The organism is Paraburkholderia sp. CI2 (genome assembly GCF_014201055.1).
GTDB lineage: Bacteria > Pseudomonadota > Gammaproteobacteria > Burkholderiales > Burkholderiaceae > Paraburkholderia > Paraburkholderia tuberum.
In genome coordinates this window covers 107,459-132,428 of record NZ_JACHDL010000008.1, presented here as the reverse complement: position 1 = coordinate 132,428, position 24,970 = coordinate 107,459, and the positions used below count along the sequence as shown (strand labels likewise).

The following is a 24,970-nucleotide window of genomic DNA, read 5'->3' as shown; positions in this document are numbered from 1 at the left end:
GCACATGACGACGCGCCGCGCCTTTTATCCACCTGTTCATCAAAGGATTCCATCATGGTTGAACTGCATACGAACCACGGCCTCATCAAACTCGAGCTGAATGCCGAAAAGGCGCCGAAGTCGGTCGAGAACTTCCTGAACTACGTGAAGGCCGGCCACTACGACAACACGGTGTTTCACCGCGTGATCGACGGCTTCATGATCCAGGGCGGCGGCTTCGAACCCGGAATGAAGCAGAAGCCGACGGCCGAGCCGATCACCAACGAGGCGAACAACGGTCTGAAGAACGAGAACGGCTCGATCGCGATGGCGCGTACCAACGACCCTCATTCGGCGACCGCGCAATTCTTCATCAACGTGAACGACAACGACTTCCTGAACCACTCGTCGCCGACGCCGCAAGGCTGGGGCTATGCGGTGTTCGGCAAGGTCGTCGAAGGCATGGACGTGGTCGAGAAGATCAAGAAGGTCAAGACCGGTTCGAAGGGCTTCCATCAGGACGTGCCGGTCGATGACGTCGTGATCGAAAAAGCTGTCGTCGTCGACTAAACCGTGAGTGAGTCGCGCCTCATGCGGGCGTCGACTCCTTTGAACTGAAATCAGGCACCTTCAATGCTGCAAGAGACGCCGCTGCGAAGCGTCGCCGCGGGCGTGCCAGGCGAGGGCCGACGCCCGCACGCCGCGCGCCCTTTTTTCTTCCTCTCCGATCTGCATCTGAGCGAGGCGATTCCGCGCACGGTCGCCGCGTTCGAGCATTTCATCCGCGTGAGCGCGGAGGCGGCCGACTCGGTGTTCATCCTCGGCGACCTGTTCGACTACTGGGTCGGCGACGACATGCTGAGCGAGCCGTTCGTCGCCCATATTGCGGCGCTGCTGCACACGCTGTCCGAGCGCGGCATCGCGCTTTACATCATGCACGGCAACCGCGACTTTCTGCTGGGCAAGCGCTTCATGAAAGCGGCCGGCGCGATCTGGCTGCCCGATCCGTTCGTGATTACCGCGTTCGGCACGCGCATTGCGCTCGCCCATGGCGATGGTCTGTGCACCGCGGATCGCGGCTATCAGTTGTTCAGGTGTTTCGCGCGCAATCGACTCGCGCAGATTCTGTTTCTCGCGTGGCCGTTTCGTTGGCGTCGCAAGCTCGCCGAGAACATGCGCTCGAAGAGCGAGCATGGCCGCACGCGGCCGATGCCGATCAAGTATGACGTGACCCCGCAAGGTGTCGCCGCGTTGTTCAGGAAATCGAAGACCGCGACGATCATTCATGGGCATACCCATCTGCCCGCGCGGCATCGCGAGCCGGGCGGCACGCGCTGGGTTCTGCCCGACTGGGATCTCGATCACGGCGAGCGCCGGGGCGGCTATCTGAAGATCGATGCCGACGGGATTCGAGCGTTGCCGCTGGATTGACCTCGTGGATACGGCGTGCGCTTCGCGCTGCCGAGGCGCCGATACCTAGCGCTCCCCCGCCAGCCCCTCCACCTTCCCCGCGATCGCCGCCGATAGCCGCCGCAAATCGAGCAACGCCGCATCCGCGCCTTGCAGACCTTCGAGGCTCGTGCCGAGCCGCTCGAGCGCATCGACGATTTCATCGATTCGTCGCGCCTGAGTAGCCGCATGGTCGATCAGACCGTGAATCGCGAGCGAAACCGGATCGTCCGCGTTGGGCGTGATGCCGTATGCGCAAAACGCGCTGATTTCGCTGCCGCGCTTCGCGTCACGCGCGGCGTTGTTCGCATTCGGGTTCGCACCGTTCGCAGCCGCCGCGGCCGGCACGATGATCCGCGCCGGATTGCCGAGCGCCGTGCCACGCGCCGGCACCGGCTTCGTCACGACCGCGTTCGATCCGATCTTCGCGTCCGCGCCGACTGTGAAGCCGCCGAGCACCTTCGCGCCCGCACCGACGATCACACCACGCTCGAGCGTCGGATGCCGCTTCGCGCCGCGCGTGAGCGACGTGCCACCGAGCGTCACACCCTGGTAGATCGTGCAGTCGTCGCCGATCCGCGCGGTCTCGCCGATCACGACGCCCATGCCGTGATCGATGAACACGCGCCGCCCGACGCTCGCGCCCGGATGAATCTCGATGCCGGTCATGAAGCGCGCCATCTGGGACACGAAACGCGCGAGCCAGCGGCGCTTCGCGCGCCAGCACGCGTGAGCGATCCGATGCAGCACGAGCGCGTGCAGCCCCGGATAACACGTGAGCACTTCCCATGCGCTGCGGGCGGCGGGATCGCGCTCGCGGATGGTGGCGATATCTTCGCGAAGTCTCGTGAACATGGCAGGGACTGTATTGTTGGGGGAAAACCGTCTGCGTGAGCGAACCCGCGCGGTTTGCGCATGCGCGGGACTCTGCGTTTCGCGCCATAGCTAACGGCATCGCTGCCGCTTAGTACGGCGGCAGCTTTGCTTCTAACGTTTCGTGGATTGTAGGGCGATTGCGCGAAACGTGCCGGAAGTCCCCGTCACCTGCAAGGTTGTCGTCAGACGAAGGCGGCGCATCAGGTGCGCCGTCACGGGCTGGTCAACGGACCGTCAGCCGGTCCGTCTGGTCTTGAGCAGGATGTGCTTGGCGATGCCGCGCACGATGTTGACCTCCTCGCGCTCGAGGCCAGAGCGCGCGAAGAGCCGCCGCAGCCGTGACATCAGCTTCTTCGGATTGGCCGGATCGAGAAACTCGAGCGCGACCAGTGCGCTTTCCAGATGCGCGAACATGCTCTCGATCTCGTCGCTGGCCGCCATCTGCGCGCGTGGAGCGGCGGATTCGGCCGGCGCCGCGTGTGCTCCCGCGGTGGGTGCGCCGTCGCTCGCTTCGTCGGCGCCGAGGTACGCGGTGCGTAGCTCGTAGGCGAGCACCTGCACCGCCTGCGCGAGATTGAGCGAGCTATAGGCCGGATTGGCCGGAATATGCGCGATCGCGCTGCATCGCTCGACGTCCTCGTTCGACAGGCCCGTGCGCTCGTTGCCGAACACCAGCGCGATCTCGCCGTGCATCGCCTCTGCGTGCGCGGCGGCGGCAGCCGCGCGCGGCGTCCATTGCGGCGGACCGTATTCGCGCAGCCGCGCGGTCAGCGCAATCGACCAGTGCACGCCAGTCAGTGCATCGGCGAGCGACGGCACCACGTGCACGGAGGCGAGTACGTCATCGGCGCCGCTCGCCATCGCGATCGCTTCGGGGTCGTTCTGCACGTTCGGCACGCGCGGCGACACGAGCACGAGCCGCGAAAAGCCCATGGTTTTCAGCGCGCGCGCCGCGGCGCCGACATTGCCCGGATGGCTGGGCTCGACCAGCACGAAACGCGTCGACGTGAAGCCGCCGCGCAAATCGGCCACGGTGGGGTCGGAGGAATGGTGGGTGTGATCCACGATGAAACTCGGCTGGCTAGGACTCAAGACGCGTATGGTAGCGCCAACGGGCACCGATGCCGAATCAGGCGCACGCGCGAGCCACGCGCGCGGACGAGGGCGCAGCATCGGACCGGCACCGGCGGGCGCCTGTGCGGTACATCAGCCGCACGTGAGCGAGCATGCGCGAGGGCGCCCGGACTCAGGTAAAATACCGCTTTTCGCGTCCGGCGCCGACGTTTGCTGAAGCTTGCGTCGAACCGGTCGCACCGTTCTTATTCAATTCGTCTCCGTCGACGGAATGCTCTCCGGTTTGATAGCCGGACTGCCGTTCCGTGCTGTTTTTGCGTCGTTGCGGCGCCCGTCAGCGCAGTTTCGCGCTTATTTACCGGCCGGCAGCCGTGCTGCCCCGGCACAAGGATCAGTTTATGCATCCCATGCTCAATATCGCTGTGAAGGCCGCGCGCCGCGCAGCTCAGATCATCAACCGCGCATCGCTCGATCTCGACCTGATTCAGGTCAGCAAAAAGCAGCACAACGATTTCGTCACGGAGGTCGACAAAGCGTCCGAAGCGGCGATCATCGAAACGCTGAAGACCGCCTATCCCGATCACGCCATCCTCGCCGAAGAGTCGGGCAAGTCGGACCACGATTCCGAATACCAGTGGATCATCGATCCGCTCGACGGCACCACCAACTTCATCCACGGCTTCCCTTACTACTGCGTGTCGATCGCGCTCGCGCACAAGGGCGTCGTCACGCAGGCCGTCGTCTACGATCCGACCCGCAACGATCTGTTCACCGCATCGCGCGGCCGTGGCGCGTTTCTCAACGATCGCCGCATCCGCGTCGCCAAGCGTGACCGCCTGGCCGACTGCCTGATCGGCACCGGCTTTCCGTTCCGCACGCAGGACAGCCTCGAATCGTACGGCCGTCAGTTCGCCGAGATGACCGAAGCCTGCGCCGGCCTGCGCCGTCCGGGCGCCGCCGCGCTCGATCTGGCCAACGTCGCGGCCGGCCACATGGACGGCTTCTTCGAGCAGGGCCTGAACGCATGGGACGTCGCGGCGGGCAGCCTGCTGATCACCGAAGCCGGCGGCCTGGTCGGCAACTACACCGGTGATTCGGAGTTCCTGCACGTCGGCGAAGTCGTCGCGGGCAACCCGAAGGTCTACGCGCAGATGATTCCGATCCTGTCGCGCTACAGCCGCACGCGCCAGCAGTCGGCGTAAGGTGCGCCGCCGCGGCCGGTCCGCGGCAACGCATAACGGTTGCAGAGAAAAGCGGCTTCGGCCGCTTTTCTGTTGGCGGCGCTCCAGTGTGCGGAGCGTCGTGCTAAAAAGCGGGAAGTTATTCGGGGCGGTACTCCGGCGGGACCGTTCCCTGCTCCATGCCGCTTTGACCCTGCCCGACTTTCGCCCCGGGCGCAGCCTCCAATCTGCCCCATGAAAAAAGGCTTCCATACGATCATCGCGGCACAGTTCATTTCGTCGCTGGCCGACAATGCGCTGTTGATCGCCGCCATCGCCCTGCTTTCCGTGATGCGCTCGGCCGCGTGGGTTACGCCGCTGCTGCAGATTTTTTTCACGATCTCGTACGTGCTGCTCGCGCCGTTCGTCGGCGCGTTCGCCGATTCGATGCAGAAGCGCCACGTGATGTTCGTCTCCAACGCGCTGAAAGCGAGCGGCTGCCTGATGATGATTCTGGGCGTTCATCCGATGATCGCCTACGGCGTGGTCGGCTTCGGCGCAGCCGCGTATTCGCCCGCCAAGTACGGCATCCTCACCGAGCTGCTGCCCGCCGGAAAGCTCGTGGAGGCGAACGCGTGGCTCGAATCGGCGACGGTGCTGTCGACGATCGCCGGCACGATGCTCGGCGGTGCGCTGATCAGCACCGTCTTCGAGCATTTCGTCACGCGTGCGCATATGCCGCTGATCCGCTCGGCCGCCGATCTCGCGATGGGTGCGGTCATGCTCACCTACGCGATCGCCGCCGCGATCAACATCTTCATTCCGGACACTGGCGCGCGCTATCCGAACCGGCTGACCGAGCCGAATAAGCTGGTCGGCGATTTCCATCACTGCTTCCGGGTGCTGTGGGCCGACAAGCTCGCGCAGATCGCGCTGTGGGTGACCACGCTGATGTGGGGCGCCGTCGTGACGATGCAGCTGCTGGTGCTCAAATGGGCGAACGTGAACCTCGGGCTGTCGTTGTCGAAGGCGGCGGTGATGCAAGGCGTGACCGGCTTCGGCATCGCGATCGGCGCGGCGGGCGCGGCCGCGCTGATTCCATTGCGCCACTCGCTGAAGGTGTTGCCGGTCGGCGTGCTGACGGGCGCGGTGGCGATCGCGATGGCCTTCTACAACAAGGACCTGTTCCCGGCGGGCGCGGGCCTGCGCTTCGGCACGCACGTCGCGCCCTACTACATTCTGCTGGCCTATCCGCTGATGATCGTGCTCGGTGCGTTGTCGGGCTTTTTCATCGTGCCGATGAATGCGATCCTGCAGCATCGCGGCGCGACGCTGCTGTCGGCCGGTCACTCGATCGCCGTGCAGAATTTCAACCAGAACCTCGCGGTGCTGCTGATGCTCGGCGTGTACGCGCTGCTGCTCACGGCGAAGATGCCCGCGCAGTGGATCATCGTCGTGTTCGGCACCTTCATCACGCTGCTGATGTGGCTCGCGAAACGCCGCAGCGCGGCGAACGAACGCAGGGTGGACATGCGGGCGATGATCGAGGAATGAATGCACCACGGTGCTCCAGCAATGACAGCGCGAGGCTCGGCTCGACGGCCGTAACCCGCCGCGACGGCGTGCAACCCCCGCTTTGATCGAATAGGTCATGCTGACATTCAGCTCTTGTGTTGGGCATCGTCCGTTCGGCCAGGGTCCGCTCGCCGCGCCGGCGGGTTAAACTCACGCCCTGAGCATCTACCGCAAGAAGACACGAAGGATGGGTATTCAAACCGCAGCGGCCAACGACGTCGCACAACACACGCCGATGATGCAGCAGTACCTGCGCATCAAGGCGGAGCATCCGGGCACGCTGGTGTTCTACCGGATGGGCGACTTCTACGAACTCTTTTTCGACGACGCCGAAAAAGCCGCGCGCCTGCTCGACCTGACGCTCACGCAGCGCGGCGCGTCGGCGGGCAATCCGATCAAGATGGCCGGCGTGCCGCATCACGCTGTCGAACAGTATCTGGCCAGGCTCGTGAAGCTCGGCGAATCGGTCGCGATCTGCGAACAGATCGGCGACCCGGCCACCTCGAAAGGCCCGGTCGAGCGCAAGGTCATGCGCGTGGTTACGCCTGGCACGCTGACCGACGCCGCGCTGCTGTCCGACAAGAGCGACGTCTATCTGCTCGCGCTGGGCGTCGCGCACAATCGCCGCGGTGTCGCCACGAGCGTCGGTCTCGCGTGGCTCAATCTCGCGAGCGGCGCGCTGCGCCTCGCCGAAGTCGCGCCCGATCAGGTCGCCGCCGCGCTGGAGCGCATCCGTCCCGCGGAAATTCTGGTCGCCGACGCCACCGCCGATTCGACCAGCTGGACACCGCCTGTCAACGCCAGCGCGCTCAAGCGTGTACCGGCCTGGCACTTCGATATCACCTCGGGCACGAAGCGCCTGTGCGACCAGCTCGAAGTCGCGAGCCTCGACGGCTTCGGCGCGCATTCGCTCGGCTGCGCGTGCGGCGCGGCCGGCGCGTTGCTGCTGTATGCGGCGTCCACGCAGGGCCAGCAACTGCGCCATGTGCGCAGCCTGAAGGTCGAATACGAATCCGAATACATCGGCCTCGATCCGGCCACGCGCCGCAACCTCGAACTCACGGAGACACTGCGCGGCACCGAATCGCCGACGCTGTGCTCGCTGCTCGACACCTGCTGCACGACGATGGGCAGCCGCCTGCTGCGGCACTGGCTGCATCATCCGCCGCGCGATTCGGCGGTGGCTCAGGCGCGTCAGCAGGCGATCGGCGCGTTGCTCGACGCGCCGCCGGGCGCCGATCTCGATACATTGCGCAGCGCATTGCGGCAGATTTCGGACATCGAACGGATCACCGGACGTCTCGCGCTGCTGTCGGCGCGGCCGCGCGATCTGTCGAGCCTGCGCGATACCTTCATCGCGCTACCTGCATTGCGCGCGCAGCTCGCGGCGGTGGCCTCGAACGCGGATTCGCTCGCGCGCATCGACGCGGCGCTCGAACCGCCGCACGCGTGCGCCGATTTGCTGAAGCTCGCGGTCGCGCAAGAGCCGGCCGCGATGGTGCGCGATGGCGGCGTCATCGCGCGTCGTTATGACGCCGAGCTCGACGAACTGCGCGATATTTCGGAGAACTGTGGACAGTTCCTGATCGATCTCGAAACACGCGAACGCGCCCGCACCGGCATCAGCAATCTGCGCGTCGAGTACAACAAGGTGCACGGCTTCTATATCGAAGTCACGCGCGGCCAGACCGACAAGGTGCCGGACGACTATCGCCGTCGGCAAACGCTGAAGAATGCCGAGCGCTATATCACGCCCGAGCTGAAGACCTTCGAGGACAAAGCGCTGTCCGCGCAGGAACGCGCGCTCGCGCGCGAACGCGCACTGTACGACGCGTTGCTGCAATCGTTGCTGCCGTTCATTCCCGACTGTCAGCGCGTTGCGCTCGCGCTCGCCGAACTCGATCTGCTGGCCGCGCTCGGCGAACGCGCTCGCGCGCTCGACTGGGTTGCGCCGACGTTCTCGGCGAACGCGGGTATCGACATCGAGCAAGGTCGTCATCCAGTGGTCGAGGCGCAGGTCGAGCAGTTCATCGCCAACGATTGCTCACTCGCGACCGAGCGCAAGCTGCTGTTGATCACCGGTCCCAACATGGGCGGTAAGTCGACTTTCATGCGCCAGACCGCGCTGATCGCGCTGCTCGCTTACGTGGGCAGCTATGTACCAGCGCGGCGCGCGGCCTTCGGACCGATCGACCGCATCTTCACGCGCATCGGCGCGGCCGACGACCTCGCCGGCGGCCGCTCGACCTTCATGGTGGAGATGACCGAAGCCGCCGCGATCCTCAACGACGCGACACCGCAAAGCCTCGTGCTGATGGACGAGATCGGCCGCGGCACGTCGACGTTCGACGGCCTCGCGCTGGCGTGGGCGATCGCGCGCCACCTGCTCGCCCACAACGGCTGCTACACGCTGTTCGCGACGCACTATTTCGAGCTGACGCAACTACCCGCGGAGTTTCCGCACGCGGCCAACGTGCATCTGTCGGCAGTCGAGCACGGGCACGGCATCGTGTTCCTGCACGCGGTCAACGAAGGGCCCGCCAATCAGAGCTACGGTCTGCAGGTCGCGCAACTCGCCGGCGTGCCGAACGCGGTGATCCGCGCGGCACGCAAGCATCTCGCGCATCTGGAGCAGCAATCGGCCGCGCAGCCCGCGCCGCAACTCGATCTGTTCGCGACGCAGCCTGCCATGCTCGCCGAAGATGCGGACGACGACCACGAGGCGGCGAGCGACGCAACCCCTGCGTCGCCCGCGATGCAGACACTCGTCGAGCGTCTGCGCGGCATCGATCCGAACGATCTGCGGCCGCGCGAAGCGCTCGATCTGCTGTACGAACTGCATGAACTGGCCGTCGCGCCGGATGCGGACCACTGACACGCCGGGACACCCGCCGCCGCGCCCGCGCGGGCTTCGCGCGGCGCTGCGCCACGTGCTCGCACCGGCAGGCGGCATCGTCGTGCTCGTGGCAGTGTGCGCATGGACCGCGCCGGCGCACGCCGAGGCCTCGCGCTTCGCGTTCGCGGTGATTTCCGGCACGATGCACAGCCCCGCCGACGAAGCCGCCACGCAACGGCTGCTCGAGGCGATCGGCCGCGAGCGCGACGTGCGCTTCATCGTCTACGACGGCAATCTGAAGGGGCCAAAGGAAGTTTGCCGCGACGCGCTATTCGAGCGCCGCCACGCGCTGCTCGACAGCTCGCGCACTGCCCTCTTCTTTATCCCCGGCCAGCATGACTGGGTCGATTGCGGCACGGCGGAAGGCGGCGGCTTCGATCCGGTCGAGCGGCTCGACCAGTTGCGGCAAACGCTGTTCGCCGATCCAACGTCGATGGGGCAGAACCCGATCGCGTTGACGCGCGAGAGCGAGGTGTCGCGCTTCCGCCCGTTCCGTGAAAACGTGCGCTGGGTGGTCAACGAAACAACGAACGACAAAGCGAACGACAAAGCTGGCGACATCGTCTTCATCGGTCTGAACGCGCCGGGTCCGAACAACCACTACCTGAGCGCGGGCGGCCGCAACGGCGAGTTCGAAGATCGCGTGATCGCCAACGCATTCTGGCTCGAGCACGCGGCCGAATACGCGAAGCGCCGCGACGCGCGCGCGATCGTCGTGTTCATTCAGGGCGACTTCGACCCGGAGCGCTACGAGCGACCCGAACGGTTCGCCTGGCTGCACTTCGCACATAGCTCGCGCCGCGACGGCTTTCTGGAATTCAAGCGCAGTCTGGTCAAGCTCGCGCAGATTTTCCCCGGACCCGTGGTCGTCATTCATGCAGACGACGACCGGCCGGCCGGCGGTTTCGTCATCGATCAGCCGCTACGCAACGACAAGGGGACGGTCGTGACGAACCTCACGCGCATTGCGCTCGCGCCGCATGATCGTCTCAACCAATGGATTCAGATAGAAGCGGATTTCGGCAGGAAGCCGCCGTTCAGAGTCAGCGTGCGCGACGTGCCGAAGCAGATGCCGCTGCCCACCACGCCGCCGGTCTTGCCGCCCGCATCGCCGCGCGACGAATCCGGCGCGTCGATGCCGGTTGCGCCGGAGATGCCGAATGTAGAAGGTTTCGGGCCGGCGTCGGAATTGCCGCCCGTATTGCAGACGCCTGGAGAGTCGCAGGAGCAGCAGCCGCGCATCCCGTCCGACCAGGGCGGCAGCGACTATGGGCCCGCTATCTCGATGCCGCCGGGGTCGATACTGCCAGCCTCGCCTGCGTTGCCCGCATCGGTGCCGTCTGCCCCCGCGACGACACCGCGCATGCCCGCAAGCTCAGTGCAGGGTCGGTTTTGATCTGTCTTCTTCGTCCTCGTCTTCATCGTCGTCGAGAACTTCGAGGCCGTCCGCGCCATGCGCGTGCTCGTGCTGGATTTCGTCTTCAGTTGCCGGACGCACGTCTTTGACGGTCAACGCGAAACGCAGCGCCATGCCGGCGAGCGGATGATTGCCGTCGAGCACGACCTTGTCTTCCGCGACGTCGGTCACCACGTACACCAGCGCATCGATTTCCTCGTCGCCATCTTCGGGGGTGCCTTCGAATTGCATGCCGACTTCGAGCGGTTCCGGGAAGCGATCGCGCGGCTCGATCTTCACAAGCTCGGGATCGTATTCGCCGAACGCGTCTTGCGGCTCGAGCTGGATCTGGGTCTCGAAGCCAGCCTCGTGGCCGTCGAGCTCTTCCTCGATCTTGGGGAACGTGCCATCATAGCCGCCGTGAAGATAGACCATCGGCTCTTCGCTTTCCTCGATCAGATTGCCCTGCGCATCCGACAGCTTGTAGGCGACCGACACGACGGTGTTCTTTGCGATTTTCATTCGATTCTCCAAAATACAACTCACATTATACGATGCCCAGGCGGCCCACTCACCTCCCGGCCGATGCAGGTTCGGCAAGCAACTCGCCGTCTGCTGCAAAGCCGGCCACGCGGCCCATTCTTCCGCCCTCGCCCGACGTTCCGACCGCACTTCTCGGCCATCTGAGCCCGTCGCAATTCATGCGCCGCTACTGGCAGAAAAAGCCGCTGCTGATCCGTCAGGCGATTCCGGACATCGAAGCGCCGCTGTCGCGCGACGAGCTGTTCGAGCTGGCCGATCGGGACGACGTCGAAGCGCGCCTGATCACGCACTTCCGCAACAAATGGCAGCTGGAGCACGGCCCGTTCGCGCCCGACGAACTGCCGTCCGTCAAACAGCGCGCATGGACACTGCTCGTGCAGGGCGTGGATCTGCACGACGACCGCGCGCGCGCGTTGCTCGACCGTTTCCGTTTCGTGCCGGACGCGCGTCTCGACGACCTGATGATTTCGTATGCGACCGATAGCGGCGGCGTCGGCCCGCACTTCGATTCCTACGATGTGTTTCTTTTGCAAGTAAAAGGCAAGCGCCGCTGGCGCATTAGCGCGCAGAAAGATCTGACGCTGCAACCCGGCTTGCCGTTGAAGGTTTTACAGCACTTCGAGCACGAACAGGAGTGGGTACTCGAGCCCGGCGACATGCTGTACCTGCCGCCGCACATCGCGCACGACGGCATCGCCGAGGGCGAATGCATGACCTGCTCGATCGGTTTTCGCGCGCCCTCCGAAAGCGAGCTGACCGCGCAGTTCCTCTACCACCTGGCCGAGCGCGGAGAGGCTACGGGCAAGGCGGGCGCCCTTTATCGCGACCCACGGCAGGCCGCCGTCGAACAGCCGGCCGAGTTGCCCGCGGCGCTCGTCGAACGGGTGGGCGCGATGCTTGCTAAAGTGCGATGGAATGAGCAGGACATTGCGTCGTTCCTTGGTACGTACCTCAGCGAACCCAAGCCGAGTGTCGTCTTCGATCCGCCGCAACGGCCGCTCAACGAAGCCCGTTTCATCGGCGCGGCGTCGAGATCCGGTCTACGGCTCGATCGCAAGACTAACCTGTTGTATGAACGACGTTTTTTCTTCGTAAATGGAGAAGAAATATCGTGGACCGGCGCGAAAAAATGGCTGTTTGAACTCGCAAATCTGCGGTGCATGAGTGCGAAACGCTTTGTAACACTATCGCACGATTCATCGGTGACAGCACTGCTACACGAGTGGTATTGTGCGGGCTGGATACAGGTAGGCGAGATTGCGTAACTCTGCCCGCCTGTTATACCGTACAGTGAAATTTTGTATGAGAAAGACAACGTATTGACCCGCATTTATCGACTGTCAGTACGAAAGTGCATATAATTTCCGCCCAAGCCGTAGGGAAGATTCCAGCTCGTCAAAAGAGCATCTCCACCAGCGGCCCAGGTCGGTGTTGGAGCACATTACCGGTTTTATTTTGCGCTGTTGCTTACCTTTAAACCATAAAAGGACGTGATCATGAAGAAATCCCTCCTCGTAGCATCCCTGTTGGCAGTTGTGGCACTCGCTGCATGCAACAAGAGCAACGATCAGGCTGCTGCACCGTCGGAAGCTGCGTCCGCACCGGCGGCAGCATCGCCTGCTGAAGCAGCATCGCCGGCAGTTGCAGCATCGCCGGCCGAAGCAGCATCGCCGGCCGAAGCAGCATCGCCGGCTGAAGCAGCATCGCCGGCTGAAGCAGCATCGCCGGCAGCAGGCGCAAGCCAGTAAGCCGCAACGGTTCGGCGCTGTAGCGGCGCTCCCGCTACAGCGCCTGCGCACGAAACGTTTGGAGGCTGGCCGGAAACGGCGCGAGCCGCAAACGGGAAAAGAAAAACGCCACGGATTCACATCCGTGGCGTTTTGTCATTCAGGGCCGCTTTCCGCTGCGGAGCTCGTCGCATGTGTGGAACACATCCCCTATCAAATCGGCTCCGCTGGCCCAGCGCTCTCCTCAAAGAACTCACGCACCACGTCGATCTCGCGGGTGCGCTTGAACGGCGGCAGACTCTGCCAGATGCGGCGGCCATAAGGTTTATCGACGAGACGTGTATCGCAGATCATCAGCACGCCACGATCGGTCTCCGCGCGAATCAGCCGGCCGGCGCCCTGCTTCAGCGTGATGACGGCCTGCGGCAGCTGATGCACGGCGAACGGGCTCAAGCCCTTCTTCGTCAGTGCGTCGAGCCGCGCGGCCAGCACGGGATCGTCCGGCGGCGCAAACGGCAGCTTGTCGATCACGACCAGCGACAGCGCGTCGCCGCGCACGTCCACCCCTTCCCAGAAGCTCTGACTGCCGACCAGGATCGCATTGCCGTAGGCGCGAAAGCGGTCGAGCAGTTCGGTGCGGCTCGCATCGCCCTGCACGAGCAGCGGATAGTCCCAGCCGCGCGACTCGATCGCGTCGCGCAGCTTCGCCGAGATACGATCCACCGCGCGCAGCGTCGTGCACAGCATGAAGACGCCGCCGCCCGAGGCTTCGATCGCGGGCAATGCGGCATCGAACACGGCGTCGGTGAACATCGGCGATGACGGCTGTGGCAGATTGCGCGGTACGTACAGAAGCCCTTGCGATGGATAGTCGAATGGGCTCGGCAATGTCATCGAGCGCTTCGAGTTCAAGCCCATCTGCGCCGCATAGTGCGTGAAGTCGCCGCGCACCGACAGCGTCGCCGATGTGAAGATCCACGCGCGCGGTACGCCGGCCCGCTGCTTCGCGAAAATCGGCGCGACCGACAACGGCGTTTCGTGCAGCTGCACCGTGTGCGAGAACACCTCGATCCAGCGCACCTTTTCATTCGGATCGGCGCGCTCCGCGCTGGCGTCACCCTCGCGGGTCGCAACCGCGTCGCGTTCTGCACTCGTGGGTGGCGTGGTCCAGCCGCTCAGCACGTCCTGCAACTCGCGCGCGCGACGCAAACACGCGCCGAGCGATTCGGCTCGCTCGGCCTGGCCCGCCAACGCCGAGGCCAACGCGTCGAGTTCGGCCTCGAGCGTCTCGAGCGCGGCGAACAGCGGGTGATCGTCGGGCAGCTGGCCGATCGACAGACGCACCGAGTCTTCCTTGAACGCGAGCCGCACGTCGCGCGCGGCGCGCTCGAGCGTCGCGCCGAGGTTGACCCAATCGACCGCATCGCGTGCGTGACCGAGGCCCTCGGCGACCGAATCGCGTGCGAGTTCGAGAAACTGCGCGGTCGATAGCGTCTCGCCGAAAAACAGCGTCGCGGTTTCGGGCAGCTGGTGCGCTTCGTCGAAGATGACCGTATTCGCAGTCGGCAGCAGCTCCGCCATGCCGGTATCGCGCAGCATGATGTCGGCGAAAAACAGATGGTGGTTGACCACCACGATATCGGCCTGCTGCGCTTCGCGGCGCGCCTGCATCACGAAGCAGTCCTTGTAGTGGGGACACTCCTGGCCGAGACAGTTGTCGCGCGTCGACGTGACCATCGACCACACCTGCGCCGTTTCCGGCACGCTCGCGAGTTCGGCCTTGTCGCCGGTGCGCGTGATCTTAGCGAAGCGCACGATGTCCTGCAGATACGAGGTCTCCTGGCGCGACGGCAGACGGCCGTTGTCCGCGGTGCGTTGCAGGTAGTAATGGCACAGGTAGTTCGCGCGGCCCTTCAGCATCGCGACCGACACCGGCACCGCGAGCGCGTCGCGCACGGTCGGAATGTCGCGCTGGAACAGCTGATCCTGCAGATGCTTGGTGCCGGTCGAGACGATCACCTTGCCGCCCCACAGCATGGCCGGCACGAGGTACGCATAGGTCTTGCCGGTGCCGGTACCCGCCTCTACGATCAGCGTATTCTGACCACCGTCGACGCCATCGGCTTGCGCGTTGCTCCCGGTCGACTCAGAGACGGCTTCGGCGCCGGTCTGCTGCAGGCGCCGCGCCGGGCGCTTCTGCGTCTCGAACATCGCGGGCTCGGGCATCGCGCGGCCCGACGCCTCCATCGCCGCGGCAACCGCGCGCGCCATCTCGATCTGCGACGCACGCGGCCGATAACCGTCGATCTGCCGTGCGAGCAGACCGTTGTCGGCGAAGATGTCGTCGAGCTCGCTCGCGCGGCGCCGATTCAGCGACACACCTGGCACCGGTGCTGCCGCGCGCGGCGCGGGCGTGCCCGAAGCAGATGCGTTGTCCGGCGCGGCCCGGGATGAAGTGTCATGCGATAAATTCAAGGCAAGCGTTCCTGCTAAGTCCGGCTCGCGCGCTGCGCGCCCGGCGCCTGCCAGGCCGCGAACTCAGGCGCGCGCGTCCGGTTCGAGCTGCAATTGCAGCAAGATGATGGTGTCCTTGACTTTAAGTTTGCGCTTTTTCAGGCGCTGCAACTCGAAGTCGTCGATGCCGGGTTCATCCGACATCCGGTCGATCAACCGGTCGAGTCCACTATGCTCCGATTCCAGTTGCAGAATGCGGTCGCGAAGTGTGTTTGCGTCGATGACGTGATGACGATCGCGCATGCTCGCCTCCTCTGGTCGGCGGCACGAACCGCGTGCGCGCGGTCCAATGCCTGAGGTTGCTGTCCGCCTCAAAACGCATTACGGCGACTACGGCGGCCCTGGCCACGACCGCCACGGCTTACTCTACGATACAGCCACTACAGCACGCTTACTGTTGCTCTTGTTGCTGCTTTTGCTGCTCTTCGAGCTGTTGCTGCTTCAGCTCGTCCTGACGCTTCTGCTCGGCCTTCTCGGCGGCCTGCTTTTGACGTGCTTCGACATCGAGCTTGTGCTGCGCGGCCTCGGCCTGCTTCCGCTCGAAAGTCTCCTGTTTCTGCTGGCGCTCCGCGGCCTTTTGCGCACCCTGCCGACGCGCTTCCTCGAGCTGGCGCTGGTAGTCGCTCTGCTTCTGGTCGTAGGCCTTCTGATTGGCCGCCGCCTGCGCAGGCGTGACACCACGCTGCGCCTGATCGAGCGCGTGCTGGCGCTGCTTCTCCTCGTAGGCCTGCGCATTGGCTTCGTGCTGCGGTGCCGCGGCGTTGCGCTGCGCCTGATCGAGCGCGTGCTGACGTTGCTTCTCCGCGTAGGCCTGCGCATTGGCTTCGCGCTGCGGCGCCTCGGCGTTGTGCTGCGCCTGATCGAGCGCGTGCTGACGCAGCTTTTCCTGATACGCCTGCTCGTTGCGCGCGTCTTCGGCGGCACGTTGCGGCGCTTCCGCCTCGTTTTGCGCGCGCCGCAACGCGGTGCGTTCGTCGCGTTCACGGGCGCGCTGCGCACGCTGCTCGGCGTCGAGCGCGAGCTGTTCCTTGCGGATGTCCGCCTGCACGCTGCGCATCGCGTCGCGCGCGCGGTTCAGACAGTGATTGACGAAGAAGCGGCTGTAGCAGTTGTGTTGCGCGACAGCGAATTGATAGTTGTTGTCGTCGGTGCGCTGATTGAGCACCTGTTGCCGCTCGTCGAACGACTTGTCCAGCACGGCTACGTCACTTGCGCTTTGAGGGCCGTCGGCGGTTGCGGCGGCTTGCGGGCCCGAGGCCGCGACGGGCCCCGTACCTTGCGCCGGCGTCGCGCTTTGCGCCGCGGCCGACACCGGCACGACGAGCGCTGCGGCGATCACGCACGACGCGGCAGCCGTTAAAGCCGACCGACCGAACGAGCGCAAAGAAACCAGCGGCAATTGAGACGAACCCGGCAGTGAACCCGGCAGTGAACCTGACGCCAGCGAAGAGACCAGGCGGTTGAGGGACAAGGAGATTGGCAACGTCGTAGAGGGTCAACGGAACATGCCCGAAATTCTAACACCCCACGGTTGAGCCCTTTGGCATTTATGGCAAAATGCCCCGCTCTAGCAACCTGGTCGCGGCGCACGCCCGGCCTGTCCCGATTTGCCGCCCGCGCGCGGCCCATCACTGAGTCCGCAGGAACACCAAGACCTTATGACGGAAACCGTAGCACTCAAGATCGTCCAGCGCATCGCCACCGAACTGTCCGTCCAGCCGCGCCAGGTCGCGGCCGCAGTGGAACTTCTCGACGAAGGCGCGACCGTTCCGTTCATCGCCCGTTATCGCAAGGAAGTGACCGGCAATCTCGACGACACGCAACTGCGCAATCTCGAGGAGCGCCTGCTCTATTTGCGCGAGCTGGAAGACCGGCGCGCGGCGATCATCGCGAGCATCGACGAACAGGGCAAGCTCACCGACGAGCTGCGCGGCGCGATCGAAGGCGCCGACAGCAAACAGGTGCTCGAAGACCTCTATCTGCCATACAAACCGAAGCGCCGCACGCGCGCGCAGATCGCGCGCGAAGCCGGCTTGCAGCCGCTCGCCGACGCGCTGCTCGGCAATCCGCTGCTCGATCCGCAAGCCGAAGCCGCGGCGTACGTGGACGCGGACAAAGGCGTCGCCGATGTGAAGGCCGCGCTCGACGGCGCGCGCGACATCCTCTCCGAACAATTCGGCGAGACCGCCGAACTGCTCGGCAAGCTGCGCGACTATCTGTTCAACCAGGGCGTGGTGTCGTCGAAGGTCGTGGAAGGCAAGGAAATGGCGGAAGAGGAGAAATTCCGCGACTACTACGACTACGCCGAAACGATCCGCACGGTGCCGTCGCATCGCGCGCTCGCACTGTTCCGCGGCCGCAATGCCGGCGTGCTGATGATCAAGCTCGGCCTCGGCGAAGAGCTCGACGCGCAGGTGCCGCACCCGGGCGAAGCGCTGATCGCGCGGCACTTCGGCATCGCCAATCAGAACCGCCCCGCCGACAAGTGGCTCTCCGACGTGTGCCGCTGGTGCTGGCGCGTGAAGGTGCAGCCGCACCTCGAAAACGAGCTGCTGACCAATCTGCGCGACGAAGCCGAACACGAAGCGATCCGCGTGTTCGCGCGCAATCTGAAGGACCTGCTGCTCGCGGCGCCGGCTGGTCCGAAGGCCGTGATCGGACTGGATCCAGGCTTGCGCACCGGCGTGAAGGTGGCGGTGGTCGACCGCACCGGCAAGGTGCTCGCGACCGACACGATCTACCCGCACGAGCCGCGCCGCGACTGGGACGGCTCGCTCGCGAAGCTCGCGCGAATCGCTGCGCAAACGCAGGCCGAGCTGATCAGCATCGGCAACGGCACCGCGTCGCGTGAGACGGACAAGCTCGCGAGCGAGCTGATCGCGCGTCACCCGGAGCTGAAGCTGCAGAAGATCGTCGTGTCCGAAGCCGGCGCGTCGGTGTACTCGGCGTCCGAGCTTGCCGCGAAGGAATTCCCCGCCATGGACGTGTCGCTGCGCGGCGCGGTGTCGATCGCGCGACGTCTGCAGGACCCGCTCGCCGAGCTCGTGAAGATCGAGCCGAAGGCGATCGGCGTCGGCCAGTATCAGCACGACGTGAACCAGCGCGAACTCGCGCGCTCGCTCGACGCGGTCGTCGAAGACTGCGTGAATGCGGTCGGCGTCGATGCGAACACCGCGTCGGTCGCGCTGCTCGCGCGGGTGTCGGGTTTAAACGCAACGCTCGCGCGCAACATCGTCGACTATCGCGATGCGAACGGGCCGTTCCCGTCGCGCGAGCATCTACGCAAGGTGCCGCGTCTCGGCGACAAGACCTTCGAGCAGGCTGCCGGCTTCCTGCGCATCAATAACGGCGAGAATCCGCTCGACCGTTCGTCGGTGCACCCGGAAGCGTATCCGGTCGTCCAGCGCATCCTCGCGAAGATCAGTAAGCAGGTCGGCGAAGTGCTCGGCAATCGCGATGCGTTGCGCGGACTGTCACCCACCGAATTCGTCGACGAGCGTTTCGGTCTTCCAACCGTGCGCGACATCCTGGTCGAACTCGAGAAGCCGGGCCGCGATCCGCGTCCCGAGTTCAAGACCGCGACGTTCCGCGAAGGTGTCGAGAAGGTCAGCGATCTGATCCCGGGCATGGTGCTCGAGGGCGTCGTGACGAACGTCGCGGCGTTCGGCGCGTTCATCGACATCGGTGTGCATCAGGATGGCCTCGTGCACGTGTCGGCGATGTCGACGAAGTTCGTGAAGGACCCGCATGAGGTCGTGAAAGCCGGTCAGATCGTCAAGGTCAAGGTGCTCGAAGTCGACGTGAAGCGCCAGCGTATCGCACTGACGATGCGTCTCGACGACGAACCCGGTGCAGCGGCCGCGCGCAGCGGCGGCGGTGCGCAGCAGGATCGCGGTGGCTCGGGCGGCAGCTTCAATCGCGGCGGAGCGGGACGCGGTGCGCCGCAACGCTCGCGCGAACCGGAGCCGGGCGGCGCGATGGCGGCTGCGTTTGCGAAGCTCAAGCAGAAGTGAGCGTCACGGACCGGAGCACGTCGGCGCACGCGCTCCGGTCCGTGACATGACTGCGTCGCGCGCTCAACCGCTTGCACGCGCGCATGAACAAAAAGCCCACGCATTGCGTGGGCTTTTTGTTTGCGCTCCCGCACGTCACGCGCGAGCCGTCAAATCTCGATCTTCGTTCCCAGTTCCACGACCCGGTTAGCCGGGATGCTGAAGAAGTCGGTCGGCTTCGCGGCGTTCTGATGCATCCACGCGAACACACGCTCGCGCCATACCGACATGCCCGGCAATTGCGTCGGCACCACCGTTTCGCGCGCGAGGAAGAATGACGTGTCCATTATTTCGAAGCTCATGTCGTGCGTGCGGCCGACGTCGAGCAGCACCGCCTTCACGTCGGGCGTTTCGTTAAAGCCGTAGGCTGCCTTCACCAGCCACAGGCCACCGTTCATGTCCTTCACGGTCACGCGATCGGCGTCCTTCACGTACGGAATGTCGCGCGTGACGAAGGTCAGAAAGATCGTGCGCTCGTGCAGCACCTTGTTGTGTTTCAGATTGTGCAGCAGGCTCACCGGCACCAGCGAATCGCTGCCGGTCAGATAGATCGCGGTGCCCGACACGCGATGCGGCGGATGCGCGAGCAGGCCTTGCAGGAACGGCATCAGCGGAATACCGTCGGCGGCCGTGCGTTCCTTCACGATCATCCTGCCCTTGAACCACGTCATCAGCAGGAAGAACAGCAGGCCGCCGATGCACAGCGGCAACCAGCCGCCCTCTTCGACCTTCAGCAGGTTCGCGCCGAAAAAGCCCAGGTCGACCACCATGAACACGCCGATGATGAGCCCAACCAGCAGTTTGTTCCAGTTCCACACCTTCACCATCACGACGCAGGCAAGGATCGTCGTGATCACCATCGTTGCCGTCACCGCGATACCGTACGCGGCCGCCAGATTGTCCGAGCTCTTGAACGCGATCACGATGCACAGGATGATGAACAGCAGCATCCAGTTCACGACCGGCACATAGATCTGCCCGATCGCGAGTTCGGACGTGTGCAGGACCTTCATGCGCGGCACGTAGCCGAGCTGGATCGCCTGGCTCGTCAGCGAGTACGCGCCCGAAATCACCGCCTGCGACGCGATCACCGTCGCGACCGTCGACAGCACGACGAGCGGCAACAACGCCCAGTCCGGCGCGAGCAGGAAGAACGGATTTTCGATCGCCTTTGGGTCGTGCATCAGCAGCGCGCCCTGGCCGAAGTAGTTCAGCACGAGCGAAGGCATTACGAGCACGTACCACGCCATGCGGATCGGCTGCGCGCCGAAGTGGCCCATGTCCGCGTACAGCGCCTCCGCGCCGGTCAGCACCAGCACGACCGAGCCGAGCACCACGTAGGCCTGCAGCACGTGCGCGGCCATGAACGTGTACGCGTAGTAGGGATTGAGCGCCTGGATCACATTCGGCGACTGCATGATGTGCCACAGGCCGAGCACGGCGAGCACGAGGAACCAAAGCGTCATGATCGGCCCGAACAGACGGCCGACCGTGGCCGTGCCGTGCCGCTGGATCCAGAACAGCACGATCAGGATCACGACGGTCAGCGGAATCACCAGATGCGCCAGATGCGGCGCGGCGATCTGGAGACCTTCGACCGCCGAGATCACCGAGATTGCCGGCGTGATCACCGCGTCGCCGTAAAACATGCAGGCGCCGAAGATGCCGAGCATCATCAGAAGGCCGGCCATTTTCGATTTCTGATCGACCGAGCGCATCGCCAGCGCCATCAGCGCGAGGACGCCGCCCTCGCCGTTGTTGTCGGCGCGCATCACGAACAGCACGTACTTGACGCCGACCACGATCACGATTGCCCAGAACAGCAGCGAAATAACCCCAAGGATCGACTGATCGGTCAACGGGATGCCGTGCGACGGACTGAAGGCTTCCTTCAGCGCGTACAACGGGCTCGTACCGATGTCGCCGAACACCACTCCGATCGCGGCAATCGCAAGGGAAGGCAGTGGCTGTTTGTGTACGTGATTGTTATCTGTCATGGACGCGAGGAAATCCGTTCCCGGGCGGAAAAAACGACCGCTATTTTAAACTGCCCATCCGGTACCGCCCGGCTTGTTGTGGATACGCCACGTGGATGTCCGCGCAGTGTAGCACTGCGATATGGACGCGCCTGTCGCGGTGCGGACGTTCTGGCGCCGCGCGTGACGCATAAAAAAACGGAGCCCGACTGGGCTCCGTTTTGTGACACCCCGATGACGCGCGAGATCCGATGCGACAAAGCGTGAGGCGCGCGGCTTCGCGTCAATTGTCCGACGCCTCATCGGCCTGGGCGATGCCGCGCTTGATCCACGCGCCGAGGTTATGCGGACGCACCGTGTCCCACTCCTCGAACGGCTGATGAATCCACGGGTTGGTCGGCAGATACTGCACGTGGTAATCGGGCTTTACCTTCGAGCAGCCCTTGTACCACAGCACGGCCGAGCGCACCGCGGTGATGGCCGGATAGCGTTCCTTCAGATGCTGCTGCACGCGCGCGAGCGTGACGCCCGAATCGACGAGGTCGTCGACGAGCAGCACGTTACCGTGCAGTTCGCCGCGCGTCATCGTGATGTATTGCGCGATGTCGAGTTCGCCCTGCTGCGTGCCCGCTGCCTCGCGATAAGAGCTCGTTGCCAGAATCGCCAACGGCAGATCGTAGATGCGCGACAGCTGGTCGCCGACGCGCAGACCGCCGCGCGCGAGGCACAGGATCTTGTCGAACTTCCAGCCCGATTCGTGCACGGCAAGTGCAAGCATCTCGATCAGCCGGTGATATTCGTCCCAGCCGACCCACAGGTTCTTGTCGTCGTTGCGCGGATCTTTCATCGCGATCATGGGTACACCTTGCATCGCTTAGACCTTGAACGGATGACGCAGCAGAATCGTTTCGTCGCGGTCCGGACCGGTGGAGACCATGTCGATCGGAATGCCCGCGACTTCCTGCACGCGCGTCAGGTACGCACGCGCGTTGGCGGGCAGCTTGTCCCACTCCTTGATGCCGACCGTGCTTTCCTTCCATCCCGCAAAGGTTTCGTAGACCGGTACGCAGCGCGCGACTTCCGTCGCGCCGCGCGGCAGCAGATCGACGTTGTGGCCGTCGATCGTGTAGGCGACGCACAGCTTCACTTCGTCGAGACCGTCGAGCACGTCGAGCTTGGTCATGCACAGCCCCGTCACGCCGTTGATCTGGATCGAGCGACGCAGCGCGGAGACGTCGAGCCAGCCGGTGCGGCGCGGACGGCCGGTGACCGAGCCGAATTCCTTGCCGACGGTGGCGAGTTCGAGGCCGATCGGGTCCTGGCGCGAGGCATTGTCCGCATCGTACAGTTCGCTCGGGAACGGGCCCGAACCGACACGCGTGCAGTACGCCTTCGTGATGCCGACGATGTAGTTGAGCTTCTGCGGACCGACGCCCGCGCCCGCCGTCGCGGCACCCGCGACGCAGTTGCTCGAGGTGACGAACGGATAGGTGCCATGGTCGATGTCGAGCAGCGTGCCCTGCGCGCCTTCGAACAGCAGATTGCCGCCGTTCGCGTTGACGTCGTAGAGACGGCGCGACACGTCGGTGACCATCGGCTTCAGTCGGTCGGCGTAGCTCAGCATCGTGTCGAGCGTTTGCTGGAAGTCGACCGCGGCAGCGCCGAGGTACTGCGTGAGCACGAAGTTGTGATAGTCGAGGTTTTCGCGCAGACGCTCGGCGAAGGCTGGCGCGTCGAACAGGTCCTGCACGCGCAGGCCGCGGCGCGCGACCTTGTCTTCGTAGGCCGGGCCGATGCCGCGGCCGGTCGTGCCGATCTTGCTCGCGCCGCGGCGCGCTTCGCGGCCCTGGTCGATCGCGATGTGGTACGGCAGGATCAGCGTGGTGGCTTCGGAAATGAACAGGCGCTTCTGGACGTCGATGCCGGCGGCTTCGAGTTCGCCGATTTCCTTGAACAGCGCTTCCGGCGACAACACGACGCCATTGCCGATGTAGCACGCGACGCCGGGATGCATGATGCCCGACGGAATCAGACGCAAGATGGTTTTCTTGCCGCCGATGATAAGCGTGTGACCGGCATTGTGACCGCCCTGGAAGCGAACGACGCCCTGAGCGTGGTCCGTCAGCCAGTCGACGATCTTGCCCTTGCCCTCATCACCCCATTGGGTACCCACGACGACGACGTTGCGCCCGGGGTTCACATTCACTGCGCTGGCAGACATGTTGTTTCGTAAGCTGGTTAAAAACGTATTTTACCTAGGTTCGCGGAAGCTTCCGGAATTTTTCCGTTTCCGCTCAACGGTATGCACGTTATGTTGAGTATTGGGAGGGATGCGCGGCCGCGAAGAGTCGCTCGACCGCGCGCGATTCGGGCGGTGGTTGCGCCGCCCTCGGGCGAACGTCGGGGGACGGGTCCCCGGCAGCGTAGATCGGAACGCGCGGCTCAAGCGCGCGGTTCAACCACCCATGCGCCATTGCGCTCGACCAGCACGCGGTCGAACGCGAATTCATCGAGATCGTGCTTGTGGCCGGGCAGCGCCTGGATGACCACTTCACCGCCATCGCGCAATGCCGCGACCGCCACGCGCAACGCTTCGTCGTGCCGCCACGGCGCGAGGATCGCGCTGCTGCGCGCTTCGACCGGCGAGATCCGCGCGACTTCGCGCAGATCCAGCGAAAAGCCGGTTGCCGCGCGAGCGCGGCCATAGGCCTGACCGACGTGGTCGTAACGGCCGCCGCGCGCGACCGCGTTCGGCACGCCGTCCACGTAAGCGGAGAACATCACGCCGCTGTGGTACGCGTAGCCGCGCAGATCGGCGAGGTCGATCATCACTTCGGCGCCGTCGACCTGGCTCGCGAGAAACGCGAGGTCGTCGAGCGCGCGGGCGATCGCCGGTGAATTCGGCAGACGCGCCCGGGCCTCTTCGAGCACCGACGCGTCGCCGTACAGCGTCGGCAGCGCGCGCAGCGCATCGCGAATCACCGGCGAGAATTGCGCGGTCATCTCGACCAGGCGCGGCACGTCCTTGCCGGCCAGCGCGTCGTAGAGCGCCTGGCCGAGTTCCTCGGCGGCCGGCTCGGCTTCGATCAGCGCCGCCAGCACGCCCGCGTGACACAGGTCCAGACGCACCTTCGCGAGGCCGGCGAGACGCAGCGAGTCGAGCATCAGCTGCTGGATTTCGAGGTCCGCTTCGAGCCCCGCGTGGCCGTAGATTTCCGCACCGATCTGGATCTGCTCACGCGTCGCATGCAGGCCGCGCGGGCGCGTATGCGCGACGTTGCCCGCATAGCAAAGACGCGTGACGCCCTGGCGGTTCAGCAGATGCGCGTCGATGCGCGCGACCTGCGGCGTGATGTCGGCGCGCAGACCGAGCGTGCGGCCCGACAGCTGATCGACGAGCTTGAAGGTGCGCAGATTCAGATCGTGCCCACCGCCCGTCAGCAGCGACTCGAGGTATTCGAGCAGCGGCGGCATCACCATCTCGTAGCCGTACGAGCGGAAACGGTCCAGCAAATGACGCCGCAATTCTTCGATCTTGCGGGCCTCCGACGGCAGCACGTCGGCGATATTCTCAGGAAGCAACCAGGTCGACATCGATACAGTCCTACGGCGTTGAACACGGCGTCTTGCAGCGCCGATGATGAGTGTGAATGACGTAGAGCGGCTTGATTCTGGCGGCTGACACAGACGCCCGGGCGGCGCTTTGCGGCACGCGCGCGACGCGCGGCGGCGTGGCCGGTCAGTACGCGTTTT

At 64.8% G+C, this 24,970-nt stretch carries 19 protein-coding genes; 9 read left to right on the top strand and 10 right to left on the bottom strand.

The genetic code is table 11. The features are described from left to right. Nucleotides 1–54 precede the first annotated feature (54 nt). Together HDG32_RS13850 and HDG32_RS13845 are read left to right on the top strand one after the other, a co-directional pair. Nucleotides 55–549, top strand: coding sequence for a peptidylprolyl isomerase (locus tag HDG32_RS13850; RefSeq protein WP_184067681.1), 495 nt, complete (start codon nt 55–57; stop codon nt 547–549). A 63-nt stretch (nt 550–612) separates the two neighbouring features. Beyond that, nucleotides 613–1,410 carry a UDP-2,3-diacylglucosamine diphosphatase gene (locus tag HDG32_RS13845; RefSeq protein ID WP_184067678.1) on the top strand — a complete coding sequence of 266 codons (798 nt, stop codon included), beginning with the start codon at nt 613–615 and terminating at the stop codon, nt 1,408–1,410. A 45-nt stretch (nt 1,411–1,455) separates the two neighbouring features. Here HDG32_RS13845 and cysE read toward each other — a convergent pair whose 3' ends face one another. Both cysE and HDG32_RS13835 read right to left on the bottom strand, forming a co-directional pair. After that, nucleotides 1,456–2,283: a serine O-acetyltransferase gene (gene cysE / locus HDG32_RS13840; protein WP_184067676.1), complete on the bottom strand. Its 828-nt coding sequence runs from the start codon at nt 2,281–2,283 to the stop codon at nt 1,456–1,458. Nucleotides 2,284–2,538: 255 nt separating this feature from the next. After that, nucleotides 2,539–3,369 (bottom strand): RNA methyltransferase, encoded by an 831-nt coding sequence (locus HDG32_RS13835; RefSeq protein ID WP_184067673.1) that lies wholly within the window; start codon nt 3,367–3,369, stop codon nt 2,539–2,541. A 407-nt stretch (nt 3,370–3,776) separates the two neighbouring features. On the opposite strand from HDG32_RS13835, the gene HDG32_RS13830 reads away from it, so the two are divergent. From HDG32_RS13830 to HDG32_RS13815, 4 genes are all read left to right on the top strand, one after another. Next, entirely contained in the window at nt 3,777–4,580 is an 804-nt protein-coding gene (locus tag HDG32_RS13830; RefSeq protein WP_184067670.1) for an inositol monophosphatase family protein, read from the top strand. Between the two features lie 213 nt (nt 4,581–4,793). Beyond that, entirely contained in the window at nt 4,794–6,092 is a 1,299-nt protein-coding gene (gene lplT, locus HDG32_RS13825; RefSeq protein WP_184067667.1) for a lysophospholipid transporter LplT, read from the top strand. Between the two features lie 208 nt (nt 6,093–6,300). Further along, the gene (gene mutS / locus HDG32_RS13820) at nt 6,301–8,988 is read left to right on the top strand and encodes a DNA mismatch repair protein MutS (RefSeq protein ID WP_184067664.1); all 2,688 of its coding nucleotides are present in this window, start codon (nt 6,301–6,303) and stop codon (nt 8,986–8,988) included. Continuing rightward, nucleotides 8,954–10,405, top strand: coding sequence for a hypothetical protein (locus HDG32_RS13815; RefSeq protein ID WP_260336448.1), 1,452 nt, complete (start codon nt 8,954–8,956; stop codon nt 10,403–10,405). Before mutS ends, HDG32_RS13815 begins: the two co-directional genes overlap by 35 nt. Here HDG32_RS13815 and HDG32_RS13810 read toward each other — a convergent pair. Further along, nucleotides 10,385–10,927 (bottom strand): peptidylprolyl isomerase, encoded by a 543-nt coding sequence (locus tag HDG32_RS13810; RefSeq protein ID WP_184067661.1) that lies wholly within the window; start codon nt 10,925–10,927, stop codon nt 10,385–10,387. The two genes, HDG32_RS13815 and HDG32_RS13810, sit on opposite strands and share 21 nt — an antisense overlap. A gap of 32 nt (nt 10,928–10,959) precedes the next feature. Between HDG32_RS13810 and HDG32_RS13805 the strand changes: the two genes are divergently transcribed. Both HDG32_RS13805 and HDG32_RS36370 read left to right on the top strand, forming a co-directional pair. Next, nucleotides 10,960–12,213, top strand: a complete 1,254-nt coding sequence (locus tag HDG32_RS13805; protein ID WP_184067658.1) for a cupin domain-containing protein — start codon at nt 10,960–10,962, stop codon at nt 12,211–12,213. A 231-nt stretch (nt 12,214–12,444) separates the two neighbouring features. Then, on the top strand, nt 12,445–12,696 hold the full coding sequence (locus HDG32_RS36370) for a hypothetical protein (RefSeq protein ID WP_167368596.1): 252 nt from the start codon (nt 12,445–12,447) through the stop codon (nt 12,694–12,696). 192 nt (nt 12,697–12,888) lie between these two features. Here HDG32_RS36370 and HDG32_RS13795 read toward each other — a convergent pair whose 3' ends face one another. From HDG32_RS13795 to HDG32_RS13785, 3 genes are all read right to left on the bottom strand, one after another. Next, the gene (locus tag HDG32_RS13795) at nt 12,889–15,150 is read right to left on the bottom strand and encodes an ATP-dependent DNA helicase (RefSeq protein WP_184067652.1); all 2,262 of its coding nucleotides are present in this window, start codon (nt 15,148–15,150) and stop codon (nt 12,889–12,891) included. Nucleotides 15,151–15,213: 63 nt separating this feature from the next. After that, nucleotides 15,214–15,432, bottom strand: coding sequence for a DUF465 domain-containing protein (locus HDG32_RS13790; protein ID WP_013089766.1), 219 nt, complete (start codon nt 15,430–15,432; stop codon nt 15,214–15,216). 148 nt (nt 15,433–15,580) lie between these two features. Continuing rightward, nucleotides 15,581–16,528: a hypothetical protein gene (locus tag HDG32_RS13785; RefSeq protein WP_184067649.1), complete on the bottom strand. Its 948-nt coding sequence runs from the start codon at nt 16,526–16,528 to the stop codon at nt 15,581–15,583. A 319-nt stretch (nt 16,529–16,847) separates the two neighbouring features. On the opposite strand from HDG32_RS13785, the gene HDG32_RS13780 reads away from it, so the two are divergent. Continuing rightward, nucleotides 16,848–19,202, top strand: coding sequence for a Tex family protein (locus HDG32_RS13780; protein WP_184067646.1), 2,355 nt, complete (start codon nt 16,848–16,850; stop codon nt 19,200–19,202). A gap of 149 nt (nt 19,203–19,351) precedes the next feature. On the opposite strand, the gene HDG32_RS13775 is transcribed toward HDG32_RS13780, so the two are convergent. From HDG32_RS13775 to HDG32_RS13760, 4 genes are all read right to left on the bottom strand, one after another. Continuing rightward, nucleotides 19,352–21,238: a potassium transporter Kup gene (locus HDG32_RS13775; RefSeq protein ID WP_184067643.1), complete on the bottom strand. Its 1,887-nt coding sequence runs from the start codon at nt 21,236–21,238 to the stop codon at nt 19,352–19,354. A 262-nt stretch (nt 21,239–21,500) separates the two neighbouring features. After that, nucleotides 21,501–22,073: a phosphoribosyltransferase gene (locus tag HDG32_RS13770; RefSeq protein WP_184048954.1), complete on the bottom strand. Its 573-nt coding sequence runs from the start codon at nt 22,071–22,073 to the stop codon at nt 21,501–21,503. Between the two features lie 18 nt (nt 22,074–22,091). Next, a complete protein-coding gene (locus tag HDG32_RS13765; RefSeq protein ID WP_184067641.1) occupies nt 22,092–23,438 on the bottom strand; it encodes an adenylosuccinate synthase in 1,347 nt (448 codons plus the stop codon). Between the two features lie 221 nt (nt 23,439–23,659). Beyond that, complete coding sequence (locus tag HDG32_RS13760; protein ID WP_184067638.1) at nt 23,660–24,811, bottom strand: ATP phosphoribosyltransferase regulatory subunit; 1,152 nt, start codon at nt 24,809–24,811, stop codon at nt 23,660–23,662. Between the last annotated feature and the right edge of the window lie 159 nt (nt 24,812–24,970).

Coding starts and splice junctions, on each gene's coding strand:
- HDG32_RS36370 (WP_167368596.1), top strand. CDS start 12,445: ATGAAGAAATCCCTCCTCGTAGCATCCCTGTTGGCAGTTGTGGCACTC.
- HDG32_RS13810 (WP_184067661.1), bottom strand. CDS start 10,927: ATGAAAATCGCAAAGAACACCGTCGTGTCGGTCGCCTACAAGCTGTCG.
- HDG32_RS13770 (WP_184048954.1), bottom strand. CDS start 22,073: ATGATCGCGATGAAAGATCCGCGCAACGACGACAAGAACCTGTGGGTC.
- HDG32_RS13760 (WP_184067638.1), bottom strand. CDS start 24,811: ATGTCGACCTGGTTGCTTCCTGAGAATATCGCCGACGTGCTGCCGTCG.
- HDG32_RS13790 (WP_013089766.1), bottom strand. CDS start 15,432: ATGCGCGATCGTCATCACGTCATCGACGCAAACACACTTCGCGACCGC.
- HDG32_RS13780 (WP_184067646.1), top strand. CDS start 16,848: ATGACGGAAACCGTAGCACTCAAGATCGTCCAGCGCATCGCCACCGAA.
- HDG32_RS13775 (WP_184067643.1), bottom strand. CDS start 21,238: ATGACAGATAACAATCACGTACACAAACAGCCACTGCCTTCCCTTGCG.
- HDG32_RS13845 (WP_184067678.1), top strand. CDS start 613: ATGCTGCAAGAGACGCCGCTGCGAAGCGTCGCCGCGGGCGTGCCAGGC.
- HDG32_RS13805 (WP_184067658.1), top strand. CDS start 10,960: ATGCCCAGGCGGCCCACTCACCTCCCGGCCGATGCAGGTTCGGCAAGC.
- lplT (WP_184067667.1), top strand. CDS start 4,794: ATGAAAAAAGGCTTCCATACGATCATCGCGGCACAGTTCATTTCGTCG.
- cysE (WP_184067676.1), bottom strand. CDS start 2,283: ATGTTCACGAGACTTCGCGAAGATATCGCCACCATCCGCGAGCGCGAT.
- HDG32_RS13830 (WP_184067670.1), top strand. CDS start 3,777: ATGCATCCCATGCTCAATATCGCTGTGAAGGCCGCGCGCCGCGCAGCT.
- mutS (WP_184067664.1), top strand. CDS start 6,301: ATGGGTATTCAAACCGCAGCGGCCAACGACGTCGCACAACACACGCCG.
- HDG32_RS13850 (WP_184067681.1), top strand. CDS start 55: ATGGTTGAACTGCATACGAACCACGGCCTCATCAAACTCGAGCTGAAT.
- HDG32_RS13815 (WP_260336448.1), top strand. CDS start 8,954: ATGAACTGGCCGTCGCGCCGGATGCGGACCACTGACACGCCGGGACAC.
- HDG32_RS13765 (WP_184067641.1), bottom strand. CDS start 23,438: ATGTCTGCCAGCGCAGTGAATGTGAACCCCGGGCGCAACGTCGTCGTC.